The organism is Arthrobacter sp. alpha11c (assembly GCF_054149985.1).
Map to the genome: position 1 here is coordinate 3,034,819 of NZ_CP196747.1, position 23,949 is coordinate 3,058,767.

Sequence of the window (23,949 nt, forward strand, 5' to 3'; positions counted from 1 at the left end):
AGAAGTTAATGGTGGCCCAGTCCGGCTGCTGCGGCAATGCATGGCGGGCAGCCGGACCTGGATTCAGGCGTCCAGAATGCGTCGGAGCCACCGTGTCCGGGCTTCCCTCGCCACGACGGAGAGAGCGGCTTGGGGAAAGAAGATATCGAATCCGTGGAAGCCGCCAGGCCACACGTGAAGCTCGGCGTCACCCCCGCAGGCCCAAATGGTGGAAGCGTAGGCAACGTCTTCGTCGCGGAAAACCTCTGCGGAGGCCACATCGATGAAAGTGGGAGGAAGGTTTGAAAGATCCTCCGCCCGGGCCGGCGCCGCGTAAATGGAAACGTCCTCTGTCTTCCGACGGTCGCCGAGGAGTGCGTCCCAGCCGGTATCGTTGCTCGTCCTGTCCCACACGCCGATGCCATCAATTTGGCGACTGGAGATCGTGTCATTGCGGTCATCGAGCATTGGATAGATCAGGAGCTGACCGGCCAGTTCAGGGCCACCCCTATCGCGTGACAGCAGGGCAACACCGGCAGCAAGCCCTCCACCTGCGCTCGCACCGGCAACAATGAGGCGACCAGGATCAATGCCCAGTCCTGCAGCATTCGCGGCCACCCATTCCAGGCCGGCGTAGCAGTCTTCCACGGGCGCCGGATCCGGGTTTTCAGGAGCGAGGCGGTATTCAACAGAGACAGCAACTGCGTCCAGAAGCTCCACCCAGTCAATGAGCCAATCTGCGCCGAGAAACCGGTCGCCCAGGACCATTCCACCGCCATGAATGTGGAAGATTCCGGGACCGTTGGCCACGTGGTCTTTCCGCCGAAAAACGGAAACGATGAGGTCTGGAGCCCCGACGGGGCCTGGAATGGTCCGTTCAAAGTGCTCTACGGGGCGATTGGCCAATAAATCCTCGATAGGGGCCGTCACGAAGGACTGCCGCATGCCTTCGATCATGTCAGGCGTCAGCGTGGGACTGATCAGGTCACCCAAAGCCACAAGAGTCGCCCCGAGCTCGGGGTCAAAGGGTGGCGCATTATGTACCGATGTCATCTTGACCTCCATAAATTCGGCCACCTCGTCGTGACCTGAAGCAAGCCTAGGCGCGCCTGCCCGCGGAGCTAACCGCCAAAAGCCCCCAAAGGGAACGGTCAGGACCGCCATGTGGCGGTCAGGATAAGTTCATCCGCGTGATCCAACATCCATCTCAGTCGCCCTGCTCCGGCTCGTCCGCTGAACGCACGCTGCTATGGATGATGCCCAGTTCCTCGAGCTGGGCTGACATCCCGGCACCGTCCGGAGCATAGATCCAAGGGATTCCCGGCGTGGGCTGTCCCCCGGTCTTCGACCTGCCGCCTGCGAGCACTGCTTCACCCACTGAGAGCTGCCTGATGGCGATCGCCCTGACGTTCTCCGGGTGGCGATGCGCGAATTCGGAATAGATGGCTTCGTCGTGCTGTCCATCGTCGCCTACAAGCAGCCATTTGATGCCGGGAAATTCTTCAGCCAAGCGTTCCAGGGAAGTCCGCTTGTGCTCTCTGCCGCTGCGGAACCAGCGGTCCGGCGTGGGTCCCCAGTCGGTCAACAGTTTGGGCCCTGCCGGGTACAGATTGCGGGACAGGAACCGTGACAACGTGGGCGCAACATTCCAGGCACCGGTGGACAGGTACAGCACGGGCGCCGTCGGTGCCGTCCTGGCGATCCTCTCGTACAAGACGGCCATGCCCGGCGTCGGTGTCCTCGCATGCTCATTGAGCACGAAGGTGTTCCAAGCTGCCAGGAACGGTCGGGGCAGGGCTGTCACCATCACGGTGTCGTCAATGTCTGAGACGACTCCGAAGTCGGCGTCGTCCGCCACGATTTCCACCGGAGCCTCAACGATCCTGGAACTCCCCGATTGCAGGGTGATTGTGTGCCAGCCGGGAGCCAGGGCAGCCTCAATGCGGACATCGACGACGCCCCCACGATCGGCTTCGACGTCATGGACGGTGCCTGCAATGGTGACCTGCACAGTTGCATGAGCGACGGGTGCGCTGATGAAGTTCCGCCAGCCGCGCATGCTCTCCTGCAGGGGATTGGCATGACCTGCGGCGTCCCGGGGGTCGCTGCGGACAACCCGAGCCAGCACCCGAACCCAGGACGTAGTGCCGTAACCGGTGTACGGGATGACCGTTTCCACTCGACCCCGCCGGATGGCGAGGCGCGTCTGGAACCTCAGCCACGCGTCGTCGAGCCTGACGGCGAGATGACGGCCCTTGTCGCTTCCGGGCGTCAGGCCGCTTCCCGGCGTCGGGGGCTGGGCTTCGTCGCTCATGGGCAAAATGCGCGGTTTCTCAGGACGGGGAAACATGCGTCCAGTCTGGCATGGCCGGGCATAAGGCTACGATACGGGCGTGAGCCAGGTGAGGACGGATCCGTCGCCTTCGATGTGATCAGCCAATTCCGCGTTGAACTTTAGGCCGTATTCTGCGCTGATGTGCGCCTGGAAGGCTTCCTCGTCGCAGTAGACCTCGAACACGAAATATTCCCGCGGATTGGTTTCCCGCGTGTAGGGCAGGAACGTGACATTGCCTGGTTCCTGGCGGACGTGCCCGGCGAGTTCTGTCATCATTTCAGCTACCCTGGTTTCGCTGCCTTCCTTGACGGTGAATTCTGCGTACAAGGTTTTGGTCATGTTCAGTCCTTTGATCGATTGAGTGGGGATTGCTTTTAGTCAGTTCTGCGGCAGTATCTCGCCGGAGCCCCTGGGGATGAGTTCCGTTGGGACGATATACGTCTGCGGTGGGCGGTTGTCGCCGTCGATCCTTGCAAGAATCCGCTCAGCAGCGAGCTTTCCGATGCGTTCAGGGTGCTGGGCAACCACGGTGACCCCTGGCTCCATCATGTCGGCCAGGGTGAAATCATCAAATCCGACCAAGGCGACTTTGTGCTGCACACCGAGGGATTTCAGCGCCCGCATGGCACCGAAAGTCACCAGGTTCTGACTGGAGAATATCGCCGTAGGTGGGTTCTCCGATGTGAGCAATTCGTGCGCAGCCTTGAGGGCCGTTTCCTCGTCGTGAAGGTTCTCGCGGACCGCAACGGCGGACGTCGCGATCCCCGCCCTGCCGATCTCGTCCAGGAAACCTGCGCGCCGTTTCACGGCAGTCTGGATATCGGTCCGGTCCCCGAGGTAAGCCAGTCTCGTGTGGCCATGTTTGAGGAGATGCGCGGCTGCCGCCGCGGCGCCCACCTCATTATCGGTGACTACTGCATCCGCCTCGATACCCACGGGCTCCCGGTCGATGAACACCAAAGGCAGATCCCGTGAGTGCTCCGGAATCATGTACGCCTGGCTCTTGGCGATGGTGGTCAGCACAAGACCATCCACACGACGCCCGAGGAAAGCCGAAATCAGCTTCCTTTCCCGGTCCGGGTCGTCATCCAGGCTCGAGGCAAAGACAGCAATTCCCCGCTCACCGAGGGCATCTTCCATGGCGCGGTGGATCTCACCGCTGAAGGGATTGGACACACTCGGAAGCAACAATCCGATGGATTGGGTCTTCCGCCCGGAGCGCTTCAGGCTGCCGGCCGTGATGTCCAGGTGGTACTGAAGTTGCTCCGTTGCCCGCAGGACCCGCTGACGGGTTTCCTCCGAAACGCCTGGTTCGTCGTTCACCACCCTTGAGACCGTCTTGATGCCTACCCCGGCGAGATCAGCGACGTTTTTCATCGTTGGGGGCTTGCGCGCAGGATCGGGTTGGTAACGATTAGACATCGTTGTCAACGAATTACTCCTCAACTTCAATTAACACTTGACTGCACTGTGTGAGCTTGGTTACATGTTACCTGACAACGTTGTCATGGGGGAATCACTCGCCATGAGCAGCCACAAAAAACAGGAGTTTCAATGTTGAGTTCCAAAGCCTCGAGGTCGGCCAAGACCCGCCTTCTTGCCGCTGGTGCAGTACTGACGCTGGGCGCGCTAAGCCTGACTGCCTGCGGCGGCGGCTCCTCGCCTTCGTCCAGCGCGAGCAGCGATGAAAAGATCGGCGTTTCGCTGATTGTGAAGACCACGTCCAATCCGTTCTTTGTGTCGATGCAGGATGGCGCCAAGAAGGCTGCCGCGGCGGACGGCGTTGATCTCAAGCTTGCCGCAGGCAAGGCCGACGGCGACGAAGACACCCAGATCCAGGCCATTGAAAACGCAATCTCCAAGGGCGACAAGGGTATTCTCATCACCCCCAACGGCCCGTCCGTAGTGGATGCCCTGAAGAAGGCCAAGGACGCCGGCTTGTTCGTCATCGCGCTGGATACCCCGCCGGACCCGGCCGATGCCGCTGACATCACGTTTGCCACGGACAACTTTGCCGCTGGCGAGCTAATCGGCAAGTGGACCGCCCAGCAGCTGGCGGGCAAGAAGGCTGTGATCGCACTTGTGGACCTCTTCGATGACAAGGTTGTGTCCGTTGACTATAACCGTGACCAGGGCTTCCTGACCGGCCTCGGCATCGACACTGCCGATAAGAAGAAGAACGGCGACGAAGCCAAGACGGGCAAGTACACCGGCGGCAAGGGTGGCGAGTACGAAATCGTCGGCAGCCAGGCTTCCCAGGGTGCCGAAGATGGCGGACGTACCGCCATGGAGACCCTGCTGGCCAAGAACCCCAACATCAACGTCGTTTACACGATCAACGAGCCTGCCGCTGCCGGTGCCTTCGAAGCACTGAAATCCGCGGGCAAGGAAAAAGACGCACTGATCGTCTCCGTTGACGGCGGCTGCTCAGGCGTGAACAACGTCAAGTCCGGCGTTATCGGCGCCACGGCACAGCAGTACCCGGTGAAGATGGCCGAGCTTGGCGTCAAGGCCATTGTTGACCTCGCAAAGACCGGCAAGAAGCCTGCCAACTCTGAGGGCCTGGACTTCTTCAACACCGGCGTCGAGCTCGTCACGGACAAGCCTGCAGACGGCGTGAAGAGCATCACCACCACCGACGCTTCCCAGATCTGCTGGGGCAAGTAAGTTCAGGAGCAACCTAAAGTGACCCAGCAACAGACCGCCGGCCCCCCGAGCGCCGGGCACGCTGATCTGGCCGAGGAATTCCTCGACCGCCAGACACCGCTCAGCAGAATCCGCAACATCCTTCACCGCTACCCCGCCCTCAGCCCGGCCATTGTCCTGCTGATCGCGGTGGTGGTCTTCGGACTCCTCAATGACCGCTTCCTGCGAGTGGAGAACCTCTCCCTGATCACCCAGCAGGTCGCCGTGGTCGGAACCCTGGCCATTGCCCAGACCCTGATCATCCTGACCGCCGGCATCGATCTCTCCGTCGGCGCAGTCATGATCCTGTCCTCGATGGTGATCGCGCAGATCGCCGTTGGCAGTGGCGTCCCAGGTCCACTGGCACTCATCGCCGGTTTGATCGTGGGCCTTGCGTCAGGTGCACTGAACGGTTTCCTCGTAACACGGTTCCGGCTCCCGCCGTTCATCGTCACGCTGGGAACCCTGAACATCTTCATCGCCCTGACCCTGCTCTACTCCGGCGGCAGCACCGTCCGCGGATCCGCCATGCCTGGTGTGCTCACCTGGCTGGGAAGCACCTTCCCGATCGGACCCGTCCGGATCTCCACCGGCGTCGTCATGATGCTCCTGCTCTACATCGCCGTCGCCTTCATCCTGGGCAAAACCGCCTGGGGACGGCACCTCTACGCCGTGGGCGATGACAAGGAAGCGGCCCGCCTGGCGGGCATTCCCGTCAACCGCGTCCTGATGAGTGTCTACCTGGCCGCAGGAGCCGTCCTTGCCGTCGGCGCCTGGATCCAGATTGGCCGTACCAACGCCGCAAGCCCCAACGCCGGCGTCGATCTGAACCTGGACTCCATCACCGCCGTCGTGATTGGCGGAACCAGCCTCTTCGGTGGCCGCGGCTCCATCTGGGGTTCCTTGCTCGGAGCGCTGATCGTTGGAGTCTTCCGCAACGGACTCTCCCTCGCTGGCCTGGACGTGCTCTACCAGACCCTCGCGGTGGGCATCCTGATCATCATCGCCGTATCCGTCGATCAGTGGATCCGAAAGGTGAAGTCATGACCATGACTGAATTTACAGCCTCACACACCGAAACCCGCGAGCCCATCCTCAAAGCCAGGAACCTCGTGAAGACCTTCGGCCGCGTGGTTGGCCTCGACGGCGTCAACCTGGATCTCTACCCCGGCGAAGTCCTGGCCATCATCGGCGATAACGGTGCCGGTAAGTCCACGCTCATCAAGTGCCTCACCGGCGCCGAAGTTCCGGACACAGGAGAAATCTTCGTATCCGGACAGCAGGTGCACTTCAAGCGGCCACAGGACGCCCGGGTCCACGGCATCGAAACGGTCTACCAAAACCTGGCCGTCTCGCCGGCCCTCGATGTCGCGTCCAACCTGTTCCTCGGCCGTGAAGAGCGTCTTCCCGGGCCCCTCGGGACCATCTTCCGGATGCTCGACACCAAGGGTATGCGCAAGAAGGCCAAGGAAGAACTGACCCGGCTGGGCATTTCCACCCTGCAGGACGTCACTGTGCCGGTGGAGAACCTTTCCGGCGGCCAGCGCCAGGCCGTCGCCGTTGCCCGTGCGGCGGCATTCGGATCCAAGGTGGTTGTTCTTGACGAACCGACGGCGGCACTGGGCGTTCGTGAATCGAACCAGGTACTGCAGTTGGTCCGCGACCTTCGTGACCGCGGCCTGCCTGTCATCCTGATCAGCCACAACATGCCCCACGTGTTTGATGTGGCCGACCGGATCCACATCCAGCGCCTGGGTAAATGCGCGGCCACCATCACCCCGCAATCCCACACCATGACCGACGCCGTCGCCATCATGACAGGTGCGGCCAAAGCCTGACCGGCGCCCCGCACCTTCCGTTCCACACGGAACCCCCTTCTCCGTCCGCGGACCTGCCCACAGGTCCGCGGACGGATCCACACCCGGCCGTCCAGCCGGTACCGACGAAAGAACCGAGATGCATAAGCCTCCCCCCGGCACCTCCGCCCAAGACCAGCTGGATGTTGTTGTTATCGGCGAAGCCCTGATCGACATCGTTCACACCCCCGAAGGAACCATCAGCTATCCAGGGGGATCGCCGGCGAATGTCGCCTATGGCCTTGGCCGGCTCGGCGTATCCACGGGGCTGCTCACAGCAATCGGCGAAGACGACCACGGAAATGCCATCGCCAGCCACCTCCAGAGCGCGGGCGTCCGGCTTCTTCCGGGTTCAACATCCCTTGAACACACAGCCACCGCTACCGCAACACTCGCAGCTGACGGCTCGGCCAGCTACGAGTTCGACATCGCCTGGGAACTGGCCCCCGTTGCGCCGGCCATGATCCCGAAAGTCCTGCACACAGGATCCATCGCCACATTCCTGGCCCCGGGAGCCTCCACCGTCCGCTCCCTTCTCGAGCAAGGCCACAAGTCGTGCCTGGTCACGTATGACCCCAATATCCGCCCTGCCCTGCTTGGCAGCCACGCCGAGGCAAAGAGTGTCTTCGAGGACCTGCTCCCGCTCACGGACGTCGTAAAACTCAGCGACGAAGATGCCCACTGGCTCTACCCGACGGCGTCTCCGGACGAGGTCACGTCCCGCTTGCTCGCGCAGGGAGCCCGCCTTGCTGTCATCACCATGGGCGCTGACGGCGCCCTCCTCGCCACGCAAAGCGCGAAGCTCAGCATCCCCTCCGTGAAAACGCAGGTTGCTGACACCATCGGCGCCGGCGACTCCTATATGTCTGCCCTCATCTTCGGCCTTTTGGCAGAGGGCGAAGAAGGATTTGCGCCGGGAGCTCTGGAAGTCATCGGAAAAACTGCCTCCATGGCCGCAGCAATCACCGTCAGCCGCTCCGGCGCCAACCCGCCCACTGTTTCAGAACTGCAGGCAAGGTTGGGCATGTCCCTCAGCGGGAAGCTTGCTGTTGCGCCGTAACCAAGATCTCTCTCCTGATGGCCTGACTTCCTGAACAAACGGCTAAATCACGACGGCGGCTGGTCGCGTTTCGGTTCCGAGGAACCAACGGTTCCTTGGGAACCGTGTGCGACCTGCCGCCGTCGTGCGTTTCCCTGGGCTGCCTGACAATCCCTCCACAGTGGCCTTTGACCACAGCGACCTTTGACGTATCGCAGGTCACATCGTATTATTAATGAATCGATTCAAGAGTGGGGTCAACCCACACGTAACCTTCCTCATGCTGAATGAGCACCGCATTGTTCAGTCCTGGATTGGAAGAGTTTTTGTTCCTTGCCAACGGCGACAAAGGAGTTCAGCGAATGACCGTCACGCACCGGAGGGATACCCCTTCCACCCAGGACGAGACCATCGGCCGGAAGGACCCGAAGAAGGCCGCAATGAGCGGCTGGATCGGAAGCGCGCTGGAGTACTACGACTTCGCGCTCTATTCGCTGGCCGCGACGTTGCTTTTCCCCACGATCTTCTTCCCCACGGAGAACCCGACCGTCGGCATCATCGCTTCCCTGGCCACCTATGCCGTGGGATACGTTTCCCGCCCGCTCGGCGCAGTGGTCCTGGGTGCTTACGGTGACAGGCATGGACGCAAGAAGGTCCTCGTCTTCGCAATGCTGCTCATGGGGTTCGCTACTTTCGCGGTAGGACTCCTGCCAACCTACGGACAGGTGGGGCTTCTTGCGCCCGTCCTGCTGGTGATCCTCCGCTTGATCCAGGGCTTCGCGGTGGCCGGCGAACTCGGTGGTGCCAGCGCGATGATCGTGGAGCACTCCCCCGATGCCAGGCGCGGCTTCTTTGCGAGCTTCAGCCTTCAAGGCACGCAGGTGGGCTCCATCCTCGCCACGGCTGTCCTCATTCCGCTCGCCGCCCTCCTGCCTGATGACCAGTTCCATTCCTGGGGTTGGAGGCTGCCCTTCCTCCTCAGCGCCGTCGTAATTTTGGCCGGGTACATCATCCGCCGCCGCGTGCAGGAGCCACCGGCCTATCTGGCGCACTCGGAAGAGCCCAGCACCAAACGCCGATTCCCCCTCGCAGACCTCCTGCGCACCCACCCCTGGGTCCTGGTCCGATGCGTTGCAATGACCTTCACGAACGTCATCGGCATGGCCACCCTGATCTTCGGTGTGTCCTTCGCAACCCAGAAGAGCTATGGCAACGGCTTCTCAAGCAGTGAATTCCTCTGGGTGACCATGGCCGCAAACGTAGCCGCAGTGGTGACTATCCCGTTGTTCGGGGCACTCTCAGACCGGATTGGCCGGCGGACACTCATGGTTGCAGGCGGCATAGCCGGCGGCTTGCTGACCATGGTGTACCTGTGGGCGATCGAACAGGGCAGCCTGCCGCTGATCTTCGTCTGCGTTGTGATCGTCCAGGGCATCCTGTTCCAGATGTGGAACGCCACCTTCGCCACGTTCTTCCAGGAGCAGTTCCCCATGCGGATGCGGGTGACGGGCTTCGCAGTCTCGCAAAACATCGGCCTCATGATCGCCTCGTTCTTCCCGAGCCTGTTCACGGCCATGGCGCCTCCCGGATCAGCGAACATCCCGATGGTTATCGGCCTGACCACTCTGGGCATCTGCCTCGTCTCAGCGCTGGCAACCCTGTTGTCATCGGACACCAAGGGAAAGACGCTCGAGGACCTTGAGTCCCGCTAGCCTCAGGACGCTTGGGTTGCCCGCCTCCGCAGCCATGCATTGCGCACCTGTTCACGGAGCGTCTTCTGGCTCCGGCGGCTGACCAGGATCACACAAGCGACGGCGGTCAAAAGGACCACCACGCCGCCGGATGCCACAGCCCAGCGGGCCCCGAATTCCGTGCCGATCCAGCCCATAAGGGGTGCTCCGATTGCCGTGCCGCCTTGCAGGATGGCCAAGTACAGGGCGAGGACGCGTCCACGGAATTGGGGCTCAACGGACAACTGAATGGTGGTGTTGCAACTGTTCAGGAACGTGATGGACGCCAGCCCTACCGGAACAAGTACTGCGGCGTAGACCCAGAACGACGGCGAGATGCTCGCCAGGACAGTAAAGGCCCCGAGACTCAGTGCGCCACCCAGCATGAAACGGAGCCTCGGGCCGGTCCTTCGGGCCGCAAGCAACGCACCCGCGAGCGTTCCCACCGCCATGATGGAGCCCAGGAGACCAAACGCCTCCGGCCCCATCCCAAACTCCGCTGTGGACATCAAGGAATTAGTCACCTGGAAGTTCATGCCAAAGGCACCCAGGAGGCCCACCATCAGCAAAATGAGGACCAGGTCCGGGCGTTGACGCACATAGTGGAGACCCTCGGCTAATTGGTGCTTGCCGCGGGCCACTGGCGTTGCTGGCTCCAACTCCGATGCCTTAACCCGGCCGAGGGAAACGATGACGGCCGCAAAGCTCGCTGCGTTGAGAAGGAACACCGGGCCCGTGCCGATCCACGCGATGAGCACACCGGCGATGGCAGGCCCGGTCAGCCTGGCGCTGTTGAAGGACGCCGAGTTCAGGGCCACTGCGTTGGAGAGCTTGTCAGGGCCAACAAGTTCTGACACGAACGCTTGACGGGCCGGGCCGTCAATGGCCGCAGCCAACCCCAAGGCAAGCGCGGCGAGATAGACGTGCCACAACTGGGCCACACCCGCTACCACCAGAAGGCCAACGATCAGCCCGCAGATTCCCATCGCCGTTTGCGTCCAGAGGAGGATCACGCGCTTGCGATAACGGTCCGCCAGGACGCCCGCGTAGGGTCCAAGCAGGAGCATGGGCAGGAATTGCAGTGCTGTGGTGATGCCGACTGCCGTACCGGAGTGATTTGTGAGGACCGTCAGGACCAGCCAGTCCTGTGCCACCCTCTGCATCCAGGTGCCGACGTTGGACACCAGCGCACCACCAGCCCAGAGCCGGTAATTGGGACTCTCGAGGGCACGGAACATGGCACTCACTTGGCGCTCATCTCCTGCATGATGTGCGCGGCCCGGCTGAGCGTCAGCCGATCCTCCTCGCTGAGTCCTGCCACGCGCTGGGCCAGCCAGGCAGTCCGTTGGCTTCGGGCCTCGGCCAGAACTTCCTGGCCAGCGGGGGTAATACTGATGTGGACCTGCCGGCCATCTTCGGGGTTTGCCTGCCGTGACACGAAACCTTGCCCGGACAAGGCGTTCACGATCCGGGTCATCGACGGCGCCTGGACGTGCTCCAGTTCGGCCAATTCCCGCAGCGTCTGCGAGCCGGAGTTAAGGTGGGCGAGCACCGTGTACTGCCCGGGGGTAATGACCTCGCCAGTGGCTTCGATGCGCAGCCTGCGGGATGTTCGCATCACTGCGGTTCGAAGATCAATGGCAAGAACGTCAGCTTGAATCTCCGCCGGCCCGTCGTTAATAGCTGCGGTCACTGGGAGGCGCCTCCTGAGGTTGGCATAATAGTTAGCAGTGCTAATTAGCTCCGCTAACTATTATGCTCCTCTCCCGGCAGGCTGTCCACGCAATGGTGCATGCCTCTTCGAAGACCGCCGCTTTGGGCCCGGGTTCAGAACCGAATGTGGACGGCGAAGTTGCCTTGAGGCTTGCCGGTGTGGCCGGCTGCGGCACGGCCCGCTACTTCAGGGATGTCGGCGAAGCTTCCGGCTATGGCGGAGAGTCCCGGATAGTTATCGAAGGCAAGTGTCAATTGCCCATCCGCAGCCTGCGTTATGAAGACGGTGATGACCAATTTGGTGGATTCGGATGATGGTGCGGTTTCCGGGAGGGAGTAGCCGGGGGTGGCCGTTGAGGTGGTCATGTCCGCACCCGCAGTTCAAGATCCAGGCTATTTTTCTCGACGTAGTCCAAGGCGCTTCTGATAGCCCCAACCGCAACTATTGCCTCTCCCAAGCGGGACACAGCGAGGCGGGGTGGGGTCGCGGTAAATTCGTCGAGTCGTTCCGCGATGGGTTGCAGCAGTACTCCGGCGGATTTTGCCACCGCTCCGCCAATGACCAAAAGTTCAGGGTTGAGTATGGTTGCCACGGCTCCGATGACTCTAGCCATTCTGTCGGCGAGGCGGTCCAAAATACCTTGTGCAAGTTCGTCCCCGTCTGCCGCGGCCGCAAAAACGTGCTCGGCGTCGATTTGCGCGCAGGCGTACTCTCTCAGTGAAGACTTGGCGTTGCCGGCAAGGGCTTCAGCGGCCCAGGTCTTGGCCATGAGGGCGATCCCGAAGGTGTTGCCCACGCCCTGGACCCTTTTAAGGAAGGCCAGCTCCCCGGCCGCCCCGTTCCTGCCGTGAAGGAGCTTCCCGGCGTCAATGACTCCAGCTCCGAATCGTTCACCGGAGAGGATCACCACGACGTCGTCGACTCCCGCAGCTTCACCGCACCAACGTTCACCCAAGGCAGCAAGGTTTGCATCATTTTCCAGCAGCACAGTCCATCCATGGCGATCTTTGAAAGCAGATTTGATGTCCAAGTCGAACAGCTCCCAAAAATGTTGTGAGGCCAATACCTCACCATTTCGGTCAACGGGTGCTGCTATTCCGACCGTCACGGCGAGCACAGCGCCAGCAGAAGCATCTGCGCCTTCGAGTGCTGTCATTGCCGCTTGGTTGATGACTTCAATACGTTCCGCGGCAGTAAGGTGGACGTCCGGGACGTGCTCCACGGCGGTGATCTGGATGCCAGGGAAGGGCAGGCTGGATTGTCCTACAGTTTCCCCCCGGAGGTTTGATACCACGGCGGTGACCTTTGCCATTCCCACGTCTAAACCCAGAACGAATCCGGCGCTTTCAAGAAATTCAAACCTTCGGGCGGGACGGCCTTTCTGATACTGCCCGGAGACCCGCTGATTCTCCAACTCACGGATCCAGCCCCGTTCCATAAGTTCCTCGCAAACGGATATGGCGGTAGCGCGTGCCAGCCCGGTTGAATTCATGATCTCGGTCACTGTCACAACACGAGACGTGCGCATGAAGCCAAGGACAGCGCTGGCGCTTACTCTGCGCAGCAACTTCGGCTCCGGTCCCGGGATCACGGAAGGCATGCTGTTGACCTCTCTGACGAATACGTCCCCAGGCATGAACGACGAATTCTTATTGATGAAAAAGGGGGAACTCCTCGTAGGGGCCCGACGGCGATCGGTCCGGCATCGTCGTCGGGCCCCTACGCTGCGCGGACAGCTACTTTCTGGCGGCGTCGATGGCGGGGCGTTCAGCTACCACTGGAAACGCCCCGGTATAACCAGCACGCTCCTGTGCGGCGCGATAGATGCTCTTGCGTGCTGCGAACCAGCCGACCACCAAGGCGGGAACCAGTACCACCAGGGACGAGAGGACCCAGCGTCCGGTGTCCGAGAAGCCCATGGTTACCAGGACAAAGAGCAGGAATGCGAGAGTCAGGTAAGACGTGAAAGGTGCGCCGATGAGTCTGAAGGCTGGGCGTTCAAGTTTCCCTTCCTTTGCCCATTTCTGGAGCTTCATTTGGCAGAGGATGATGGTGGCCCATCCTCCAATGATGCCCAAGGCTGATATCTCCAGCACGATTTCAAAGGCCTCCGAGGGGAACGCAGCATTCAGCCCAACCCCGAGCAGGGTGATGACTGCCGTGAGAAGAATGCCGCCATAGGGCACCCCATGTCTGCTCATCTTGGCGGTGAATGCCGGGGCAGACCCGTTCACGGCCATGGAACGCAGGATACGGCCAGTGGAGTACAGACCAGCGTTGAGGCTTGAGAGTGCGGCAGTAAGGACTACGAAGTTCATGATGGAGGCGGAAGTTGCTCCTGCATCCTGTGAACCGATGTGGGTGAAGAATGTGACAAAAGGTGATTCTCCCGCCTTGTATGCGGTGAAGGGCAGCAGCAGTGAAAGCAGCAGGACGGAACCTACGTAGAATATGCCGATGCGGAAAACGACTGTGTTTACAGCCTTCGGCATGACTTCCTTAGGCTTTTCCGTCTCGCCCGCAGCCGTACCCACCAGTTCTATGGCGGCGTAGGCAAACACCACACCGCTAACCGCCAACAGGGGTGCAACTGCGCCCATGGGGAACATCCCGCCATTGTCCGCCATGATGTTGAAGCCGGTCGGCCCGATGTCGGTATGGCCGCCGAAGAGCAGGAAGCAGACTCCGATGATCAGGAACAGCACCAGCGCCGAGACCTTGATGAGCGCGAACCAGAATTCCATTTCGCCGAAGAGCTTGACGGACACAAGGTTCAGCGCCAGAACCACCACCAGGGCCACGAGCGCTATGGCCCATTGCGGGACGGATTGAAGCGGCGCCCAGTAGGGTGCCCAGAACTTGACGTAGAGGGCGACGGCGGTGACATCCACTACCGATGTCATCGCCCAGTTGAGGAAGTATAGCCAGCCTGAGGCGAAGGCCATTTTTTCGCCATAGAACTCGCGGGCGTAGGAGATGAAGGATCCTGATGAGGGCCGATGAAGGACCAATTCACCGAGCGCACGGAGGATGAGGAAAGCGAAAAAGCCGCAGACCGCGTAGACCAGGATCAAAGCTGGTCCCGAGCCATGGAGGCGACCGCCGGCTCCCATGAACAGCCCGGTCCCGATGGCACCCCCGATTGCGATCATCTGGATCTGCCGTGGCTTGAGGGTCTTGTGATACCCCGCGTCTTCATTGGAGAAATCCTGGGTTGCAAGGGCCAAGTCCCCGGTGCGTTCCCGCTCATTTTCAAAGTCTTCGGCGGGATCGTGATCCTGTCGAGTTATTGTTTTAGACAATGTGAAACCTTTGATTGATTTGTAGTGCCAGAATTCGGCTAACCGGCGCTCTCAACGTTAGGTGCGGTCTGTTTCATAAACATTTCACTTGGGTTAAGTGTCAGGATTGCAACTGCATGAAAATGATTTGGACGTTGCCATTTCAGCCCAAAGGCATCGATCTTGGAATGCTCAGATAATTCGCAACTGCCGAAACTGCGCATTAGCGGAGGTGGGAAAAGGGAAGGCAAATCTGTTACATGTGCACATGCAAACGCCGCGCGGCCTCGGCGATTGATCCTGTAAGAGATGGGTACACCGTGAAAGTGCTTGCCAGGTCATCGACGTGCAGCTTCCGCGCTACCGCAACGGCGATCGGGAAGATCAACTCGGAGGCATTCGGTCCCACGACGACTCCGCCGATCACGGTGCCCGATCCCTTGCGCGCGATGATCTTGATGAAGCCATCCTTGTGGTTGCGCATTTTTGCGCGGGCGTTGCTGCTCAGTGGGAGCTTGATGACGTCGCCCTGATATCTGTCAGCTTCGACGTCTTCCTCTGACACACCCACCGAGGCGATCTCGGGAGAGGTGAAGATGTTGGAGGCCACGTGGTGGAGTTTGAGCGGGGTTACGCCGTCTCCCAGGATGTGAGCTATCGCAATGCGTCCCTGCATGGCGGCTACGGACGCCAAGGCGAAAACTCCAGTGCAGTCACCCGCCGCGTAGATGTTTGAGGCAGTGGTCCGGGAAACGCCGTCCACCTTAATATGGCCGCTTTCTGTCAAGTCCACTCCTGCCACTTCCAACCCGATGCCACTGGTGTTTGGGATGGACCCGACGCATACCAGACAGTGACTCCCTGTTACTTTGGTGCCATCGTCCAACATGACGGCCACTCCGTCGCCGGTGCGTTCCACGGCCTCAGCGCGGGACCGGGCGAGGACCTTGACTCCACGGCGTTCAAAGACGCCTTCCAGAACCTCTGCAGCGTCGCTGTCCGACCTTGGCAGGACGCGCTGCCCGCTGGAAATGAGGGTCACGTTGGACCCTAGCCCGTTGTAGGCGGAGGCGAACTCGGCACCGGTCACACCCGAGCCGATCACGATGAGTTCCTCAGGCAATTCCTCAAGGTTGTATAGCTGGGCCCAGTTGAGGATTCGCTCACCGTCGGGACGGGCTGTGGACAGTTCTCGAGGATGGGCGCCCACTGCAAGGAGTATGGCATCGGCTTCCACAATTTGGATGCCGTCGGTTCCCAGGACCTCGATCCTGTGGTTGTCCAACAGCCTGCCGGAACCCATGAGAACGCGGACACCCACGCTTTCAAGGCCCCTTCGGATGTCAGCCGACTGCTGTTGGGCCAGTGACAGTACTCGGTGGTTGATGTGCTTGAGGTCCGCATGCAGCGTGGGAGTGCATCCGATGCCGTCGACGTCGAACTTGACCCCTAACTCTTCAGCCTCTCCGACGCGCGTTATCAGGTCTGCTGTCGCAATCAGAGTCTTGGAGGGGACTACGTCTGTGAGTACCGCCGAGCCACCGAGGCCGGCGCGTTCGATGACGGTGACTTGTGCGCCGAGGGAGGCGGCCACCATAGCAGCTTCATAACCACCTGGTCCCCCACCGAGAATTGCAATACGGGGTGAACTCAGGACAGATTGCGTAGTCATAAAAACTTCTATTCTCGTGGACGCGTGTGAACCGTAGCGGGGTTCATCTGGTTAGTGACTGCGGAATTATGATTCGAAAATTACTAAGCACGGTAATTCATATTTTTCCCGGTTTATCCGCCCCCATAAGGAGGACGAAAGCTGCGGCTACAGCCAAGTCATGCGACCAGGCTGTAGCCGCAGCCCGGCCATTATGTCGCCGTGGAGTCTTCAGGCACTTCGAGGTCGCCATCGTCATCCGTTGGGCGAACCACCAGAACATCGCAGGCTGCCCTCTTCACAACCTCGGTGGCCACCGTACCGAGCAGCCGATCTGCCAGCGAGCGATCATGAATGGCACCGAGGACGATGAGATCAGCAGACCGCTCTTGAGCAGTGGTCATGAGCGCGGTGGCGGGCTCGCCATCTACGAGGAGGGTGGCCGAGACCGTCGCACCCTCTTCCCTGGCCGTGGCCATGGCACTCTCGACGGCAAGGGCGGCCGACTCGCGGCCGAGGACCTGCCCGCTGCGTGGGTCGCCACCAAGAGTGTGCACGCTGATTGCCTCGGCCCGACGGGGAACACGGGCGTATGCGCAGACGATGACCAGATCGGCGTCGTCCCGCACTGCAAGCCAGGCGGCTCGTGCGACAACGGGGCCGGCGAGCGCGGATCCATCCGTCCCGACGACGATTGTGCGGTAGTCCTTCATAGCCATGGCTATCTCCTCAGTGTCCGGCCGACGGCGCGTAGTTAACTTCATCGACGTCGCGAATAGTAGGGGGTTCCTTGATCCAAAGCATGGCGACCGCAGCCAGGCCGAGGAGCACGCCGGCAAACACGATGGCGTTGTTTGGGTTTGCTCCCAAGAGGTGTTCATATATCCAGCCGAAGGTCACGGACTGGATGAGCATGGGTACAACGATCATCATGTTGATGATGCCCATGTAGACGCCGTAACGGGTTGAGGGAATCATCCGGACGGCCATGATGTAGGGCACTCCCATGATGGAGGCCCAGGCGATGCCAAGGCCGATGATCGGGATGAAAAGCAGGTACTTGTTGTCGATGAATGGGAAGATCGTCAGCCCGACCGCGGCCAGCAAAAGGCAGACGCAGTGAACCATCTTGGCGCCCCTGCGCCGCGCGAAGGCAACCAGGGCGAAGGCAACACTGAACGTGATGATGTTGTACCAGCCGTTAACCAGGCCGGTCCATGCGACCGCGTCCTCCTTGCCCTCCAGGCTCTCGGGGAACGCTGACTTGGCTATGGACAGGGCTACGAACTGCCAGTAGCAGACCATGCCGTACCACTGGAACAGATATACGACAGCGAGCTTGCGCAGCTGGGTCGGCATCTCGCGGATCGCCTCCCCGATCTCCTTCACCGCTGGAAGGAGGCCGCCCTTCTTGGCACGCAGTGCCGCAAGCTCCTCCTCGGTTGGCGGGATCTCCTTCGTCGTCAGCACCGAGACGAGCACGGTGCCGATCGAACAAACGGCGCCAAGCATGAATGAGCCCACCACCCAATACGGGATGCCGGCCTCGGTGGCCCCTTCGATGAATTGCTGGAAGACGAACAGGGAAATGTTGGCCAAAGTGATGCCAAGGCCGGTGAAGAATGCTTGGGCGAGGAAGCCCTTACCCAGCTGGGACGGAGGGAGCTTGTCGGCAATGAAGGCACGGTAGGGTTCCATCGCCGTGTTGTTGCTTGCGTCCAGGATCCAGAGCAGCAGCACCGCCAGCCAGACCGCGGTGACAAAGGGGAACAGGAATAGGCAGAGGCTGCAGCCAATGGCCCCGAGCAGGAAGAACGGCTTGCGGCGGCCCCAACGAGGACTCCACGTACGGTCCGACAGGGCCCCAATGAGGGGCTGGATAAGCAGGCCGGTGATCGGCCCGGCGAGGTTGAGGATGGGCAAGTCGGCGGGGTTGGCACCGAGGAACTCGTAAACAGGGTTGATGGCGGTCTGCTGCATCCCGAAGCTGTACTGGATTCCGAAGAATCCCACATTCATCAGCAGGATCTGCTTCATGTTCATCAGCGGCTTCCGCCGGCCGACAGCCACTTGTTGCACGCTGGACTGCTCGTTGATCGAACTCATACGCGATTCCTTCTCACTCTCAAGGGCCCGGAGACCATTCGCCGGACCCAAACGGCCACATTGCCTAGGGCGTCGACGCGCTTCGTCGACGCGCGTCAACTCACAGTAAGGACAATCCAAAAGAGTGTCAACAGTCACACGGAGTGTGACGTCAGTGTTGCGGTTGGGATGGGATGTAGCGGACTTCAAAGTGGTTTCTACTGGATCCCGCAGGGGCTTGCCTTGCACCCCATCCATACCGTCCGGCGATATGCTGTTTTGGGCAAGATGACATTTGGTCGGACGCAGGACTCCGGCAGCGTTTGCCCAACGCGGATCGGAGGAGACACACTTGGCCACAATGGCGGACGTTGCCCGTCTTGCTGGTGTATCCAGGAGCACGGTCTCCTACGTTTTGAGCGGCACACGCCCGATATCGGACCAGACACGTCAACAGGTGCTGCAGGCAATGCAGGATCTTCATTACACCCCCAACGCTTTGGCGCAGGGCCTGGCCGGCAAACGCACCGGAATCATCGCCTTGAGCTTTCCGATCGGCGAGGTTGGCTTTAGCCTCACCGATTTTGAGTACATCCAAGCGGCTTCCCAGCAGGCCCGCAGCGAGGGCTACCACCTCCTGCTGTGGCCTTACAGTGCGAATGATGTGGAGGAACTGCGCAAGGTGGTCAACCAGGGAATCGTCGAGGGCGTGGTGCTGATGGAAGTGCGAACCGTCGACGAGCGGGTGTCGTTCCTGCTGGATTCCCATCTTCCCTTCACCACAATCGGTCGCACGGGAGGCCACCAGCCACAGGCTTTCGTTGATGCGGACTTCGACGCCGCCGGAAACATGGCCCTCGACTATGTCCTGGGACTTGGCCACACCGAGTTAGCCTTCTTGACGAGGTCCCAGGAAGAACTGGATGCCGGTCAAGGACCGATGGTTCGAATGCAGGATGCCGTGCTGGAGGCTGCCGAGGCAAGGGGCGTCCGAATGCCTGTATTCACAGTCCCTCCAACATTTAATGACGGCTGGAAAGCTTTTGAGGAGATCCGGAAAAAGGCGCCGCGGATGACGGCCCTTCTGACGTTCAATGAGCCTGCCGTTCCCGGTTTCATGGCCGCCGCGGCTGAGCATGGACTCCGCATTCCACGGGATTTGTCATTGGTAGGCCTGAATAGCAGCGACGATGGCGCGCGGACGAGCCATCCCAATTTAACAAGTTTTTCGCCAAACCACAGTGAGTTGGCCAAGCAAGCGGTCAACTATCTCGTTCGGCTGCTTCATGGCAACGAGCCCGCCACGCTTCAGAAGCTCCTCAGGCCCGAACTAGCTGAACGCGGCAGCGCCGGCAAAGTGCCTGTCCCACCCGGCCGACCATCTCTCTAAAAGAGGTTTGTTGGCCAGTCAAGAGCGATGTGGCACACCGCTCTTGACTTGCGGTTTCTCGTTTCTGCCCATACTTTTAGCCGAATCGAGGGGGTTGGTGCTTCGGTAGGAGGCTTCAGTGACTGGTCCAACGGGCCAGCGTTAGATTTGGGGGATTTGATGGTTCACGTGTCACATTGGTCCAGGACTTTGCGACTCCTGACGACGCTCATTGCCGTGGTTGCTGTTGTTTTCGCTTCAGTGACTCCGGCCAACGCTGCGGGGAATCGCACTATCGTGGGCAGTGGCGAAGGCGCGATTTTGTTGGAGCCGACGAATGCGCAGAAGGCCGAGGCGATGAAGCGGCTGGAGCAAGCCCGCCTTACAGACCCTTCAGGCTTCGCCAAGCGGCTGGAATTGATTCGGGGCTCGAAAGAGCTCACACAGTATTTGTCGTCGGACAGCCGTTTCGACGGCGGCTTGCAGCAACAATTCCTTGCGGCGTCCATGCCCACCGACGTCTTGAAGGCACTGGTGTCGCTGACGGATTCCGGATATCTGAACCTTGAAGTAGTGGATGGTCAGAACAATGCCAAGGTCGCCAAGCTCAGTAAAGCTGAACCGAGGATGATCGGTGGCGGCAAGGGTTCAACGGCCATGAAGCCGATGTTTCCGCAGTGCCCGTCTGCATGGGCTGCCCTATGGGCTTGGTGGGGTACAAACGCGGCCTTCTGGGGTGCGATGGGCTTCTTCGGCCCCATGGCCGCCTTGGGCTGCTCGGCAGCCATGGCCATCGCCGGATCCGTGATTGATTTCAACAGGGGGTGCTGATGAGCACGAAAACTGATTCAACCGTACGTAATTACTGGCTGGCATTGTCAGGCTTGTTCGGGATAACTATCAGCGTTGTGGCGATGACTGACCCGCCATGGTCATTGATCATGGTGGCGGCCTTTATCCTCTTTGCTGTGCTCCAGGCTATTCGTTACCGGCAACTTGGCCGCGACATTCAGGGGAAACTGGCTACGGCCAATCCAGGAGCGGGAATTGTCGCGGCTGTCTTCGGCGGCGCGGCGGTTCTCATCCACGGCACGCCAATTGCCTTGTGGGCAGGCCCCGTTCTGGGTCTTCTGACTTTCGCAGCCATGTATCTGTTCCTTCAACGGTACGGACGCTTCCATAAGGATGGGCCCGCAGCAAGCACTTAGCCCCGAGTGACGTGAGAGCCGCCCGGCCGCACAGTCCCGACACAGATTCTGGACTGTGCGGCCGAGGTTGATTAAGCCTCGCCGCCCACGGTGAGCACAATCTTTCCGCGAGTGTGCCCTTCCATGTTGAGCCGGAAGGCATCCGCCGCTTTGGCCAAGGGAAGTGTCTCCGCCGCCTCTACCCGGATCTTGTGTTCGTCCACCAGGTCAGCGAGCTGCTGCAGTTCGGCACCAACAGGATTCACCCACATCCAGGTTCCGCCGTGCGCCTCCACCTCACTGTCCGCAATGGATGCATGCCGGCCTCCCTCGGACAGGACCTTCAGCGTCGCCTCGAGGTTTCCACCCGCAAAGTCGGCCACGACGTCCACTCCAGCAGGACTCAGTGCACGAACGCGGTCGGACAGCCCCTCTCCATATGCCACAGCCTCGGCTCCGAGGGATTTGAGGAATTCATGGTTCCTTTCCGAGGCGGTCGCGATGACCCGCGCACCGAGCGCCACGGCGATCTGAACGCCGAGTGATCCGACACCGCCAGAACCGCCATGGATCAAAACCGTCTCGCCCGCCATGAGCCCGAGGCGATTGAGCACCTGGAAAGCCGTAAGCCCGGCCAAAGGAAGCCCGGCCGACTGGCTCCAATCCAGGGATCTCGGCTTCCTGGCAAGAAGCCGCTCCGGGAGCGCAATGTATTCAGCAAAGCTGCCGCCGTGGACGTAATCCTTGCGGCCATAAGAGATAACTTCGTCGCCGGGCTTGAAATGCGGTGCGTCGATTCCCACGGACTCGACCACTCCAGCGACGTCCCATCCGGGAATGGCCGGGAATTGGAGGTCCATGAAAGAGTCCAGGAAGCCGGCCATGATCTTCCAGTCGACCGGGTTTACCGACGCCGCCTTTACCTTCACCAGGACCATGCCCGGCCCCACTTTAGGCATCGGCTGCTCGGTCAGCTCAAGGACGTCCGGGTTTCCATACTCGCTATAGGTAATTGCCTTCATTCTTGCGACAACTGCCCTCCCCGCAAGGCTATTCCGACACGCGAGGTGAGTCGCGCAGAACTTTCGCGGCCAGCTCTTTGGCCCAGCCCACAGCTTCTGGCTGCGCATCGAGATTTGAATTCGATACAGCTCCGTCGTAGAGCAGCCGGAGCCGGGCGGCCACACCTGCCGGTTCAACAAAGCCTGCTTCTTCACAGAGGGAAAGCATCGCGTTTGAAAGCCAGTCCCGGAAGGCCCGGAGTGCCTCGGCCTCCACGCTTCCGGGAAGTGCCTCTGCGCTGGCATTGGCGAAGGGACATCCCCTCCATCCGGGAGACGAGACCGTTTCCTGCAGGGCATCAAAGATGGCCAAGAGCTTGTCGACAGGATCATCCAAGCCCTGCTGGAACCTGGCTATGCGTTCGCGCCGTTGATGGTCGCGACCCTCCAGGTAGGCGGCAACGAGATCATCCTTGCCCGAAAAATTGTAGAAGAGCGAGCCCTTGGCTACGCCTGCCTCTTCGATAAGGCGGTCAATGCCAACAGTGTGGACACCCTCGGCATAAAACAACTTGTCTGCAGCATCGAGGAGACGCTGACGAGCCGGAAGTTTGGTGGAGGCCATGCAAAAAGCATATCAGACAGATCTGTCTAAAATTTCTTGACTTTATTGAACAGGTCTGTCTAACTGGAATTAGACCGTTCTGTCTAAGGAGTCTTCCCTTGTCCCGTACATTGTCACCATCCCGCGCTACGCGCCCACCCCGCACTTTCCCGGCCAAGACGGCTTTTCCCGGGCTGGCGTTGGTCTTCGCCGCATTCTTTTTCGCGGCAGGGGCACCCACGCCTTTGCTCTCGCTCCGGCAGCAGGAGTGGGGCTTTTCGGCCGCCACCCTTAGCTTCGCCTTCGCCATCTACGCAATAGGTCTGTTGGCAGCCCTGCTGGTGGGAGGCTCACTTTCGGATCATCTGGGCAGGCGCCCCGTCATGCTGCTTGCTCTCTACACCGAGCTGATTTCCATGATCACGTTCATGGTTGCATCCACCATTACCTGGGTGATCATCGCGCGGGCCCTGCAAGGAATCGCCACTGGGATTGCGACCAGCGCTTTCAACGCAGCCATCGCCGAGCAAGCACCGTCACACCTTAAAAAACTCGCTGGCGGCATTGCCGGCGCGTCGGTGGCTGGTGGTCTGGGCATCGGAGCCCTCGTGACTGGCGCTGCGGTTCAGTTCACAGCTGACGCCAACATGCTCATTTTCGCCATTCTCACGGGCGTCATGCTCCTGGCCATCGTTTTTGTTAGCTTCACAGCCGAAACAACCCCAAAACGCCCCGGGGCAGCCCGATCCCTCACCCCCCGGCTCAGTCTCCCAGTTGGCATCCGCCGAGAATTTGCTGCAGGTATCCCGGTTCACATTGGGGGATGGATGTTCACGGCCTTATTCCTCGGGCTCTTCCCCACCATTCTCCGGCTGCACTTTGCCTTGGACGGCGGCCTGGTGGCAGGTTTCACCACGTTCCTAGGTCCATTCACCGCGGCGGCTGCAGGATTTGTGTTCGCCCGGCACCCTGCCCGGCATGGCTCGCTTGTTGGAGTGTCGCTCATCCTGGTGGGGATAGTGGCGGTCCTCCTGGGAGTCAGTGAAAAATGGCTTGCCGTCGTCTGGATCGGCGCAGTACTTGGCGGTATCGGATTCGGGGGCTCTTTTGGAGGGCAACTTCGCCTGATCGCTCCCCATGTTCAGCCCCATCAACGCGCGGGTGTCTTCTCCGCCATCTATACGGCGACCTATCTGGCGTTCAGCGTGCCGGTCATCATCGCCGGACTACTCGCGCCGATCTGGGGGCTCGTGCCCACTCTGCAGGCCTACGGAGTGGCAATCATGGTTTCTGCCGCAGTGGGCATCATCGTCCAGGCCGCGAGGTTGAGGGCGGATGCTACGGAGAAGGCGGTCGCTGTCATCCCGTGACCAAAAGGGCCTCACCAAAACGGCGGGCCACCCCTCAGTTCCAGCATGGAACCGGGGGTAACC

General features: G+C 60.6%; 23 protein-coding genes. 9 read left to right on the forward strand and 14 right to left on the reverse strand.

Features of this window, described 5'->3' with window-relative positions; genetic code table 11:
• Positions 1 to 63 precede the first annotated feature (63 nt).
• The 4 genes from ACTAQJ_RS13805 to ACTAQJ_RS13820 all read right to left on the reverse strand — a co-directional run bounded on the left by ACTAQJ_RS13805 (position 64) and on the right by ACTAQJ_RS13820 (position 3,691).
• On the reverse strand, positions 64 to 1,032 hold the full coding sequence (locus ACTAQJ_RS13805; RefSeq protein WP_431118013.1) for an alpha/beta hydrolase: 969 nt from the start codon (positions 1,030 to 1,032) through the stop codon (positions 64 to 66).
• Between the two features lie 154 nt (positions 1,033 to 1,186).
• Positions 1,187 to 2,329, reverse strand: coding sequence for an App1 family protein phosphatidate phosphatase (locus ACTAQJ_RS13810; RefSeq protein WP_498696887.1), 1,143 nt, complete (start codon positions 2,327 to 2,329; stop codon positions 1,187 to 1,189).
• A gap of 30 nt (positions 2,330 to 2,359) precedes the next feature.
• Positions 2,360 to 2,653, reverse strand: coding sequence for a putative quinol monooxygenase (locus tag ACTAQJ_RS13815; protein ID WP_498696889.1), 294 nt, complete (start codon positions 2,651 to 2,653; stop codon positions 2,360 to 2,362).
• Positions 2,654 to 2,692: 39 nt separating this feature from the next.
• On the reverse strand, positions 2,693 to 3,691 hold the full coding sequence (locus ACTAQJ_RS13820) for a LacI family DNA-binding transcriptional regulator (RefSeq protein ID WP_498696890.1): 999 nt from the start codon (positions 3,689 to 3,691) through the stop codon (positions 2,693 to 2,695).
• 177 nt (positions 3,692 to 3,868) lie between these two features.
• Between ACTAQJ_RS13820 and ACTAQJ_RS13825 the strand changes: the two genes are divergently transcribed.
• The 5 genes from ACTAQJ_RS13825 (at position 3,869) to ACTAQJ_RS13845 (ending at position 9,606) form a co-directional block, all read left to right on the forward strand.
• Complete coding sequence (locus tag ACTAQJ_RS13825; RefSeq protein ID WP_442018182.1) at positions 3,869 to 4,981, forward strand: substrate-binding domain-containing protein; 1,113 nt, start codon at positions 3,869 to 3,871, stop codon at positions 4,979 to 4,981.
• Between the two features lie 18 nt (positions 4,982 to 4,999).
• Positions 5,000 to 6,046 carry an ABC transporter permease gene (locus tag ACTAQJ_RS13830; protein WP_498696892.1) on the forward strand — a complete coding sequence of 349 codons (1,047 nt, stop codon included), beginning with the start codon at positions 5,000 to 5,002 and terminating at the stop codon, positions 6,044 to 6,046.
• Positions 6,043 to 6,837, forward strand: coding sequence for an ATP-binding cassette domain-containing protein (locus tag ACTAQJ_RS13835; protein ID WP_431118005.1), 795 nt, complete (start codon positions 6,043 to 6,045; stop codon positions 6,835 to 6,837). Before ACTAQJ_RS13830 ends, ACTAQJ_RS13835 begins: the two co-directional genes overlap by 4 nt.
• A 118-nt stretch (positions 6,838 to 6,955) precedes the next feature.
• The gene (locus tag ACTAQJ_RS13840; protein WP_498696894.1) at positions 6,956 to 7,915 is read left to right on the forward strand and encodes a carbohydrate kinase family protein; all 960 of its coding nucleotides are present in this window, start codon (positions 6,956 to 6,958) and stop codon (positions 7,913 to 7,915) included.
• Between the two features lie 341 nt (positions 7,916 to 8,256).
• On the forward strand, positions 8,257 to 9,606 hold the full coding sequence (locus ACTAQJ_RS13845) for an MFS transporter (protein ID WP_498696896.1): 1,350 nt from the start codon (positions 8,257 to 8,259) through the stop codon (positions 9,604 to 9,606).
• Positions 9,607 to 9,608: 2 nt separating this feature from the next.
• Here the strand turns inward: ACTAQJ_RS13845 and ACTAQJ_RS13850 are convergent, their stop codons facing one another.
• The 8 genes from ACTAQJ_RS13850 to ACTAQJ_RS13885 form a co-directional block, all read right to left on the reverse strand.
• Positions 9,609 to 10,871 (reverse strand): MFS transporter, encoded by a 1,263-nt coding sequence (locus ACTAQJ_RS13850; RefSeq protein WP_498696898.1) that lies wholly within the window; start codon positions 10,869 to 10,871, stop codon positions 9,609 to 9,611.
• The gene (locus ACTAQJ_RS13855; protein ID WP_442018253.1) at positions 10,868 to 11,242 is read right to left on the reverse strand and encodes a MarR family winged helix-turn-helix transcriptional regulator; all 375 of its coding nucleotides are present in this window, start codon (positions 11,240 to 11,242) and stop codon (positions 10,868 to 10,870) included. Before ACTAQJ_RS13855 ends, ACTAQJ_RS13850 begins: the two co-directional genes overlap by 4 nt.
• A gap of 209 nt (positions 11,243 to 11,451) precedes the next feature.
• On the reverse strand, positions 11,452 to 11,703 hold the full coding sequence (locus ACTAQJ_RS13860) for a hypothetical protein (protein WP_498696899.1): 252 nt from the start codon (positions 11,701 to 11,703) through the stop codon (positions 11,452 to 11,454).
• Positions 11,700 to 12,938, reverse strand: coding sequence for an ROK family protein (locus ACTAQJ_RS13865; RefSeq protein ID WP_498696902.1), 1,239 nt, complete (start codon positions 12,936 to 12,938; stop codon positions 11,700 to 11,702). The genes ACTAQJ_RS13860 and ACTAQJ_RS13865 overlap by 4 nt, the downstream gene beginning before the upstream one ends.
• A 136-nt stretch (positions 12,939 to 13,074) precedes the next feature.
• Positions 13,075 to 14,565, reverse strand: coding sequence for an amino acid permease (locus ACTAQJ_RS13870; protein ID WP_498702197.1), 1,491 nt, complete (start codon positions 14,563 to 14,565; stop codon positions 13,075 to 13,077).
• Between the two features lie 310 nt (positions 14,566 to 14,875).
• Positions 14,876 to 16,291 carry an NAD(P)H-quinone dehydrogenase gene (locus ACTAQJ_RS13875; RefSeq protein WP_498696904.1) on the reverse strand — a complete coding sequence of 472 codons (1,416 nt, stop codon included), beginning with the start codon at positions 16,289 to 16,291 and terminating at the stop codon, positions 14,876 to 14,878.
• Between the two features lie 191 nt (positions 16,292 to 16,482).
• A complete protein-coding gene (locus tag ACTAQJ_RS13880; RefSeq protein ID WP_498696906.1) occupies positions 16,483 to 16,989 on the reverse strand; it encodes a universal stress protein in 507 nt (168 codons plus the stop codon).
• Positions 16,990 to 16,999: 10 nt separating this feature from the next.
• A complete protein-coding gene (locus ACTAQJ_RS13885) occupies positions 17,000 to 18,376 on the reverse strand; it encodes an MFS transporter (RefSeq protein WP_498696907.1) in 1,377 nt (458 codons plus the stop codon).
• Positions 18,377 to 18,716: 340 nt separating this feature from the next.
• Between ACTAQJ_RS13885 and ACTAQJ_RS13890 the strand changes: the two genes are divergently transcribed.
• From ACTAQJ_RS13890 to ACTAQJ_RS13900, 3 genes are all read left to right on the forward strand, one after another.
• Positions 18,717 to 19,745, forward strand: a complete 1,029-nt coding sequence (locus ACTAQJ_RS13890) for a LacI family DNA-binding transcriptional regulator (RefSeq protein WP_498702198.1) — start codon at positions 18,717 to 18,719, stop codon at positions 19,743 to 19,745.
• Positions 19,746 to 19,913: 168 nt separating this feature from the next.
• Positions 19,914 to 20,555, forward strand: a complete 642-nt coding sequence (locus ACTAQJ_RS13895) for a hypothetical protein (RefSeq protein ID WP_498696910.1) — start codon at positions 19,914 to 19,916, stop codon at positions 20,553 to 20,555.
• Complete coding sequence (locus ACTAQJ_RS13900; protein ID WP_498696913.1) at positions 20,555 to 20,932, forward strand: hypothetical protein; 378 nt, start codon at positions 20,555 to 20,557, stop codon at positions 20,930 to 20,932. The genes ACTAQJ_RS13895 and ACTAQJ_RS13900 overlap by 1 nt, the downstream gene beginning before the upstream one ends.
• A 71-nt stretch (positions 20,933 to 21,003) precedes the next feature.
• Here ACTAQJ_RS13900 and ACTAQJ_RS13905 read toward each other — a convergent pair whose 3' ends face one another.
• The gene (locus ACTAQJ_RS13905; RefSeq protein ID WP_498696916.1) at positions 21,004 to 21,933 is read right to left on the reverse strand and encodes an NADP-dependent oxidoreductase; all 930 of its coding nucleotides are present in this window, start codon (positions 21,931 to 21,933) and stop codon (positions 21,004 to 21,006) included.
• A 28-nt stretch (positions 21,934 to 21,961) separates the two neighbouring features.
• Positions 21,962 to 22,537 carry a TetR/AcrR family transcriptional regulator gene (locus ACTAQJ_RS13910; RefSeq protein ID WP_498696920.1) on the reverse strand — a complete coding sequence of 192 codons (576 nt, stop codon included), beginning with the start codon at positions 22,535 to 22,537 and terminating at the stop codon, positions 21,962 to 21,964.
• A gap of 98 nt (positions 22,538 to 22,635) precedes the next feature.
• Between ACTAQJ_RS13910 and ACTAQJ_RS13915 the strand changes: the two genes are divergently transcribed.
• Positions 22,636 to 23,886 (forward strand): MFS transporter, encoded by a 1,251-nt coding sequence (locus ACTAQJ_RS13915; protein WP_498696923.1) that lies wholly within the window; start codon positions 22,636 to 22,638, stop codon positions 23,884 to 23,886.
• The last annotated feature ends 63 nt before the right edge of the window (positions 23,887 to 23,949 follow it).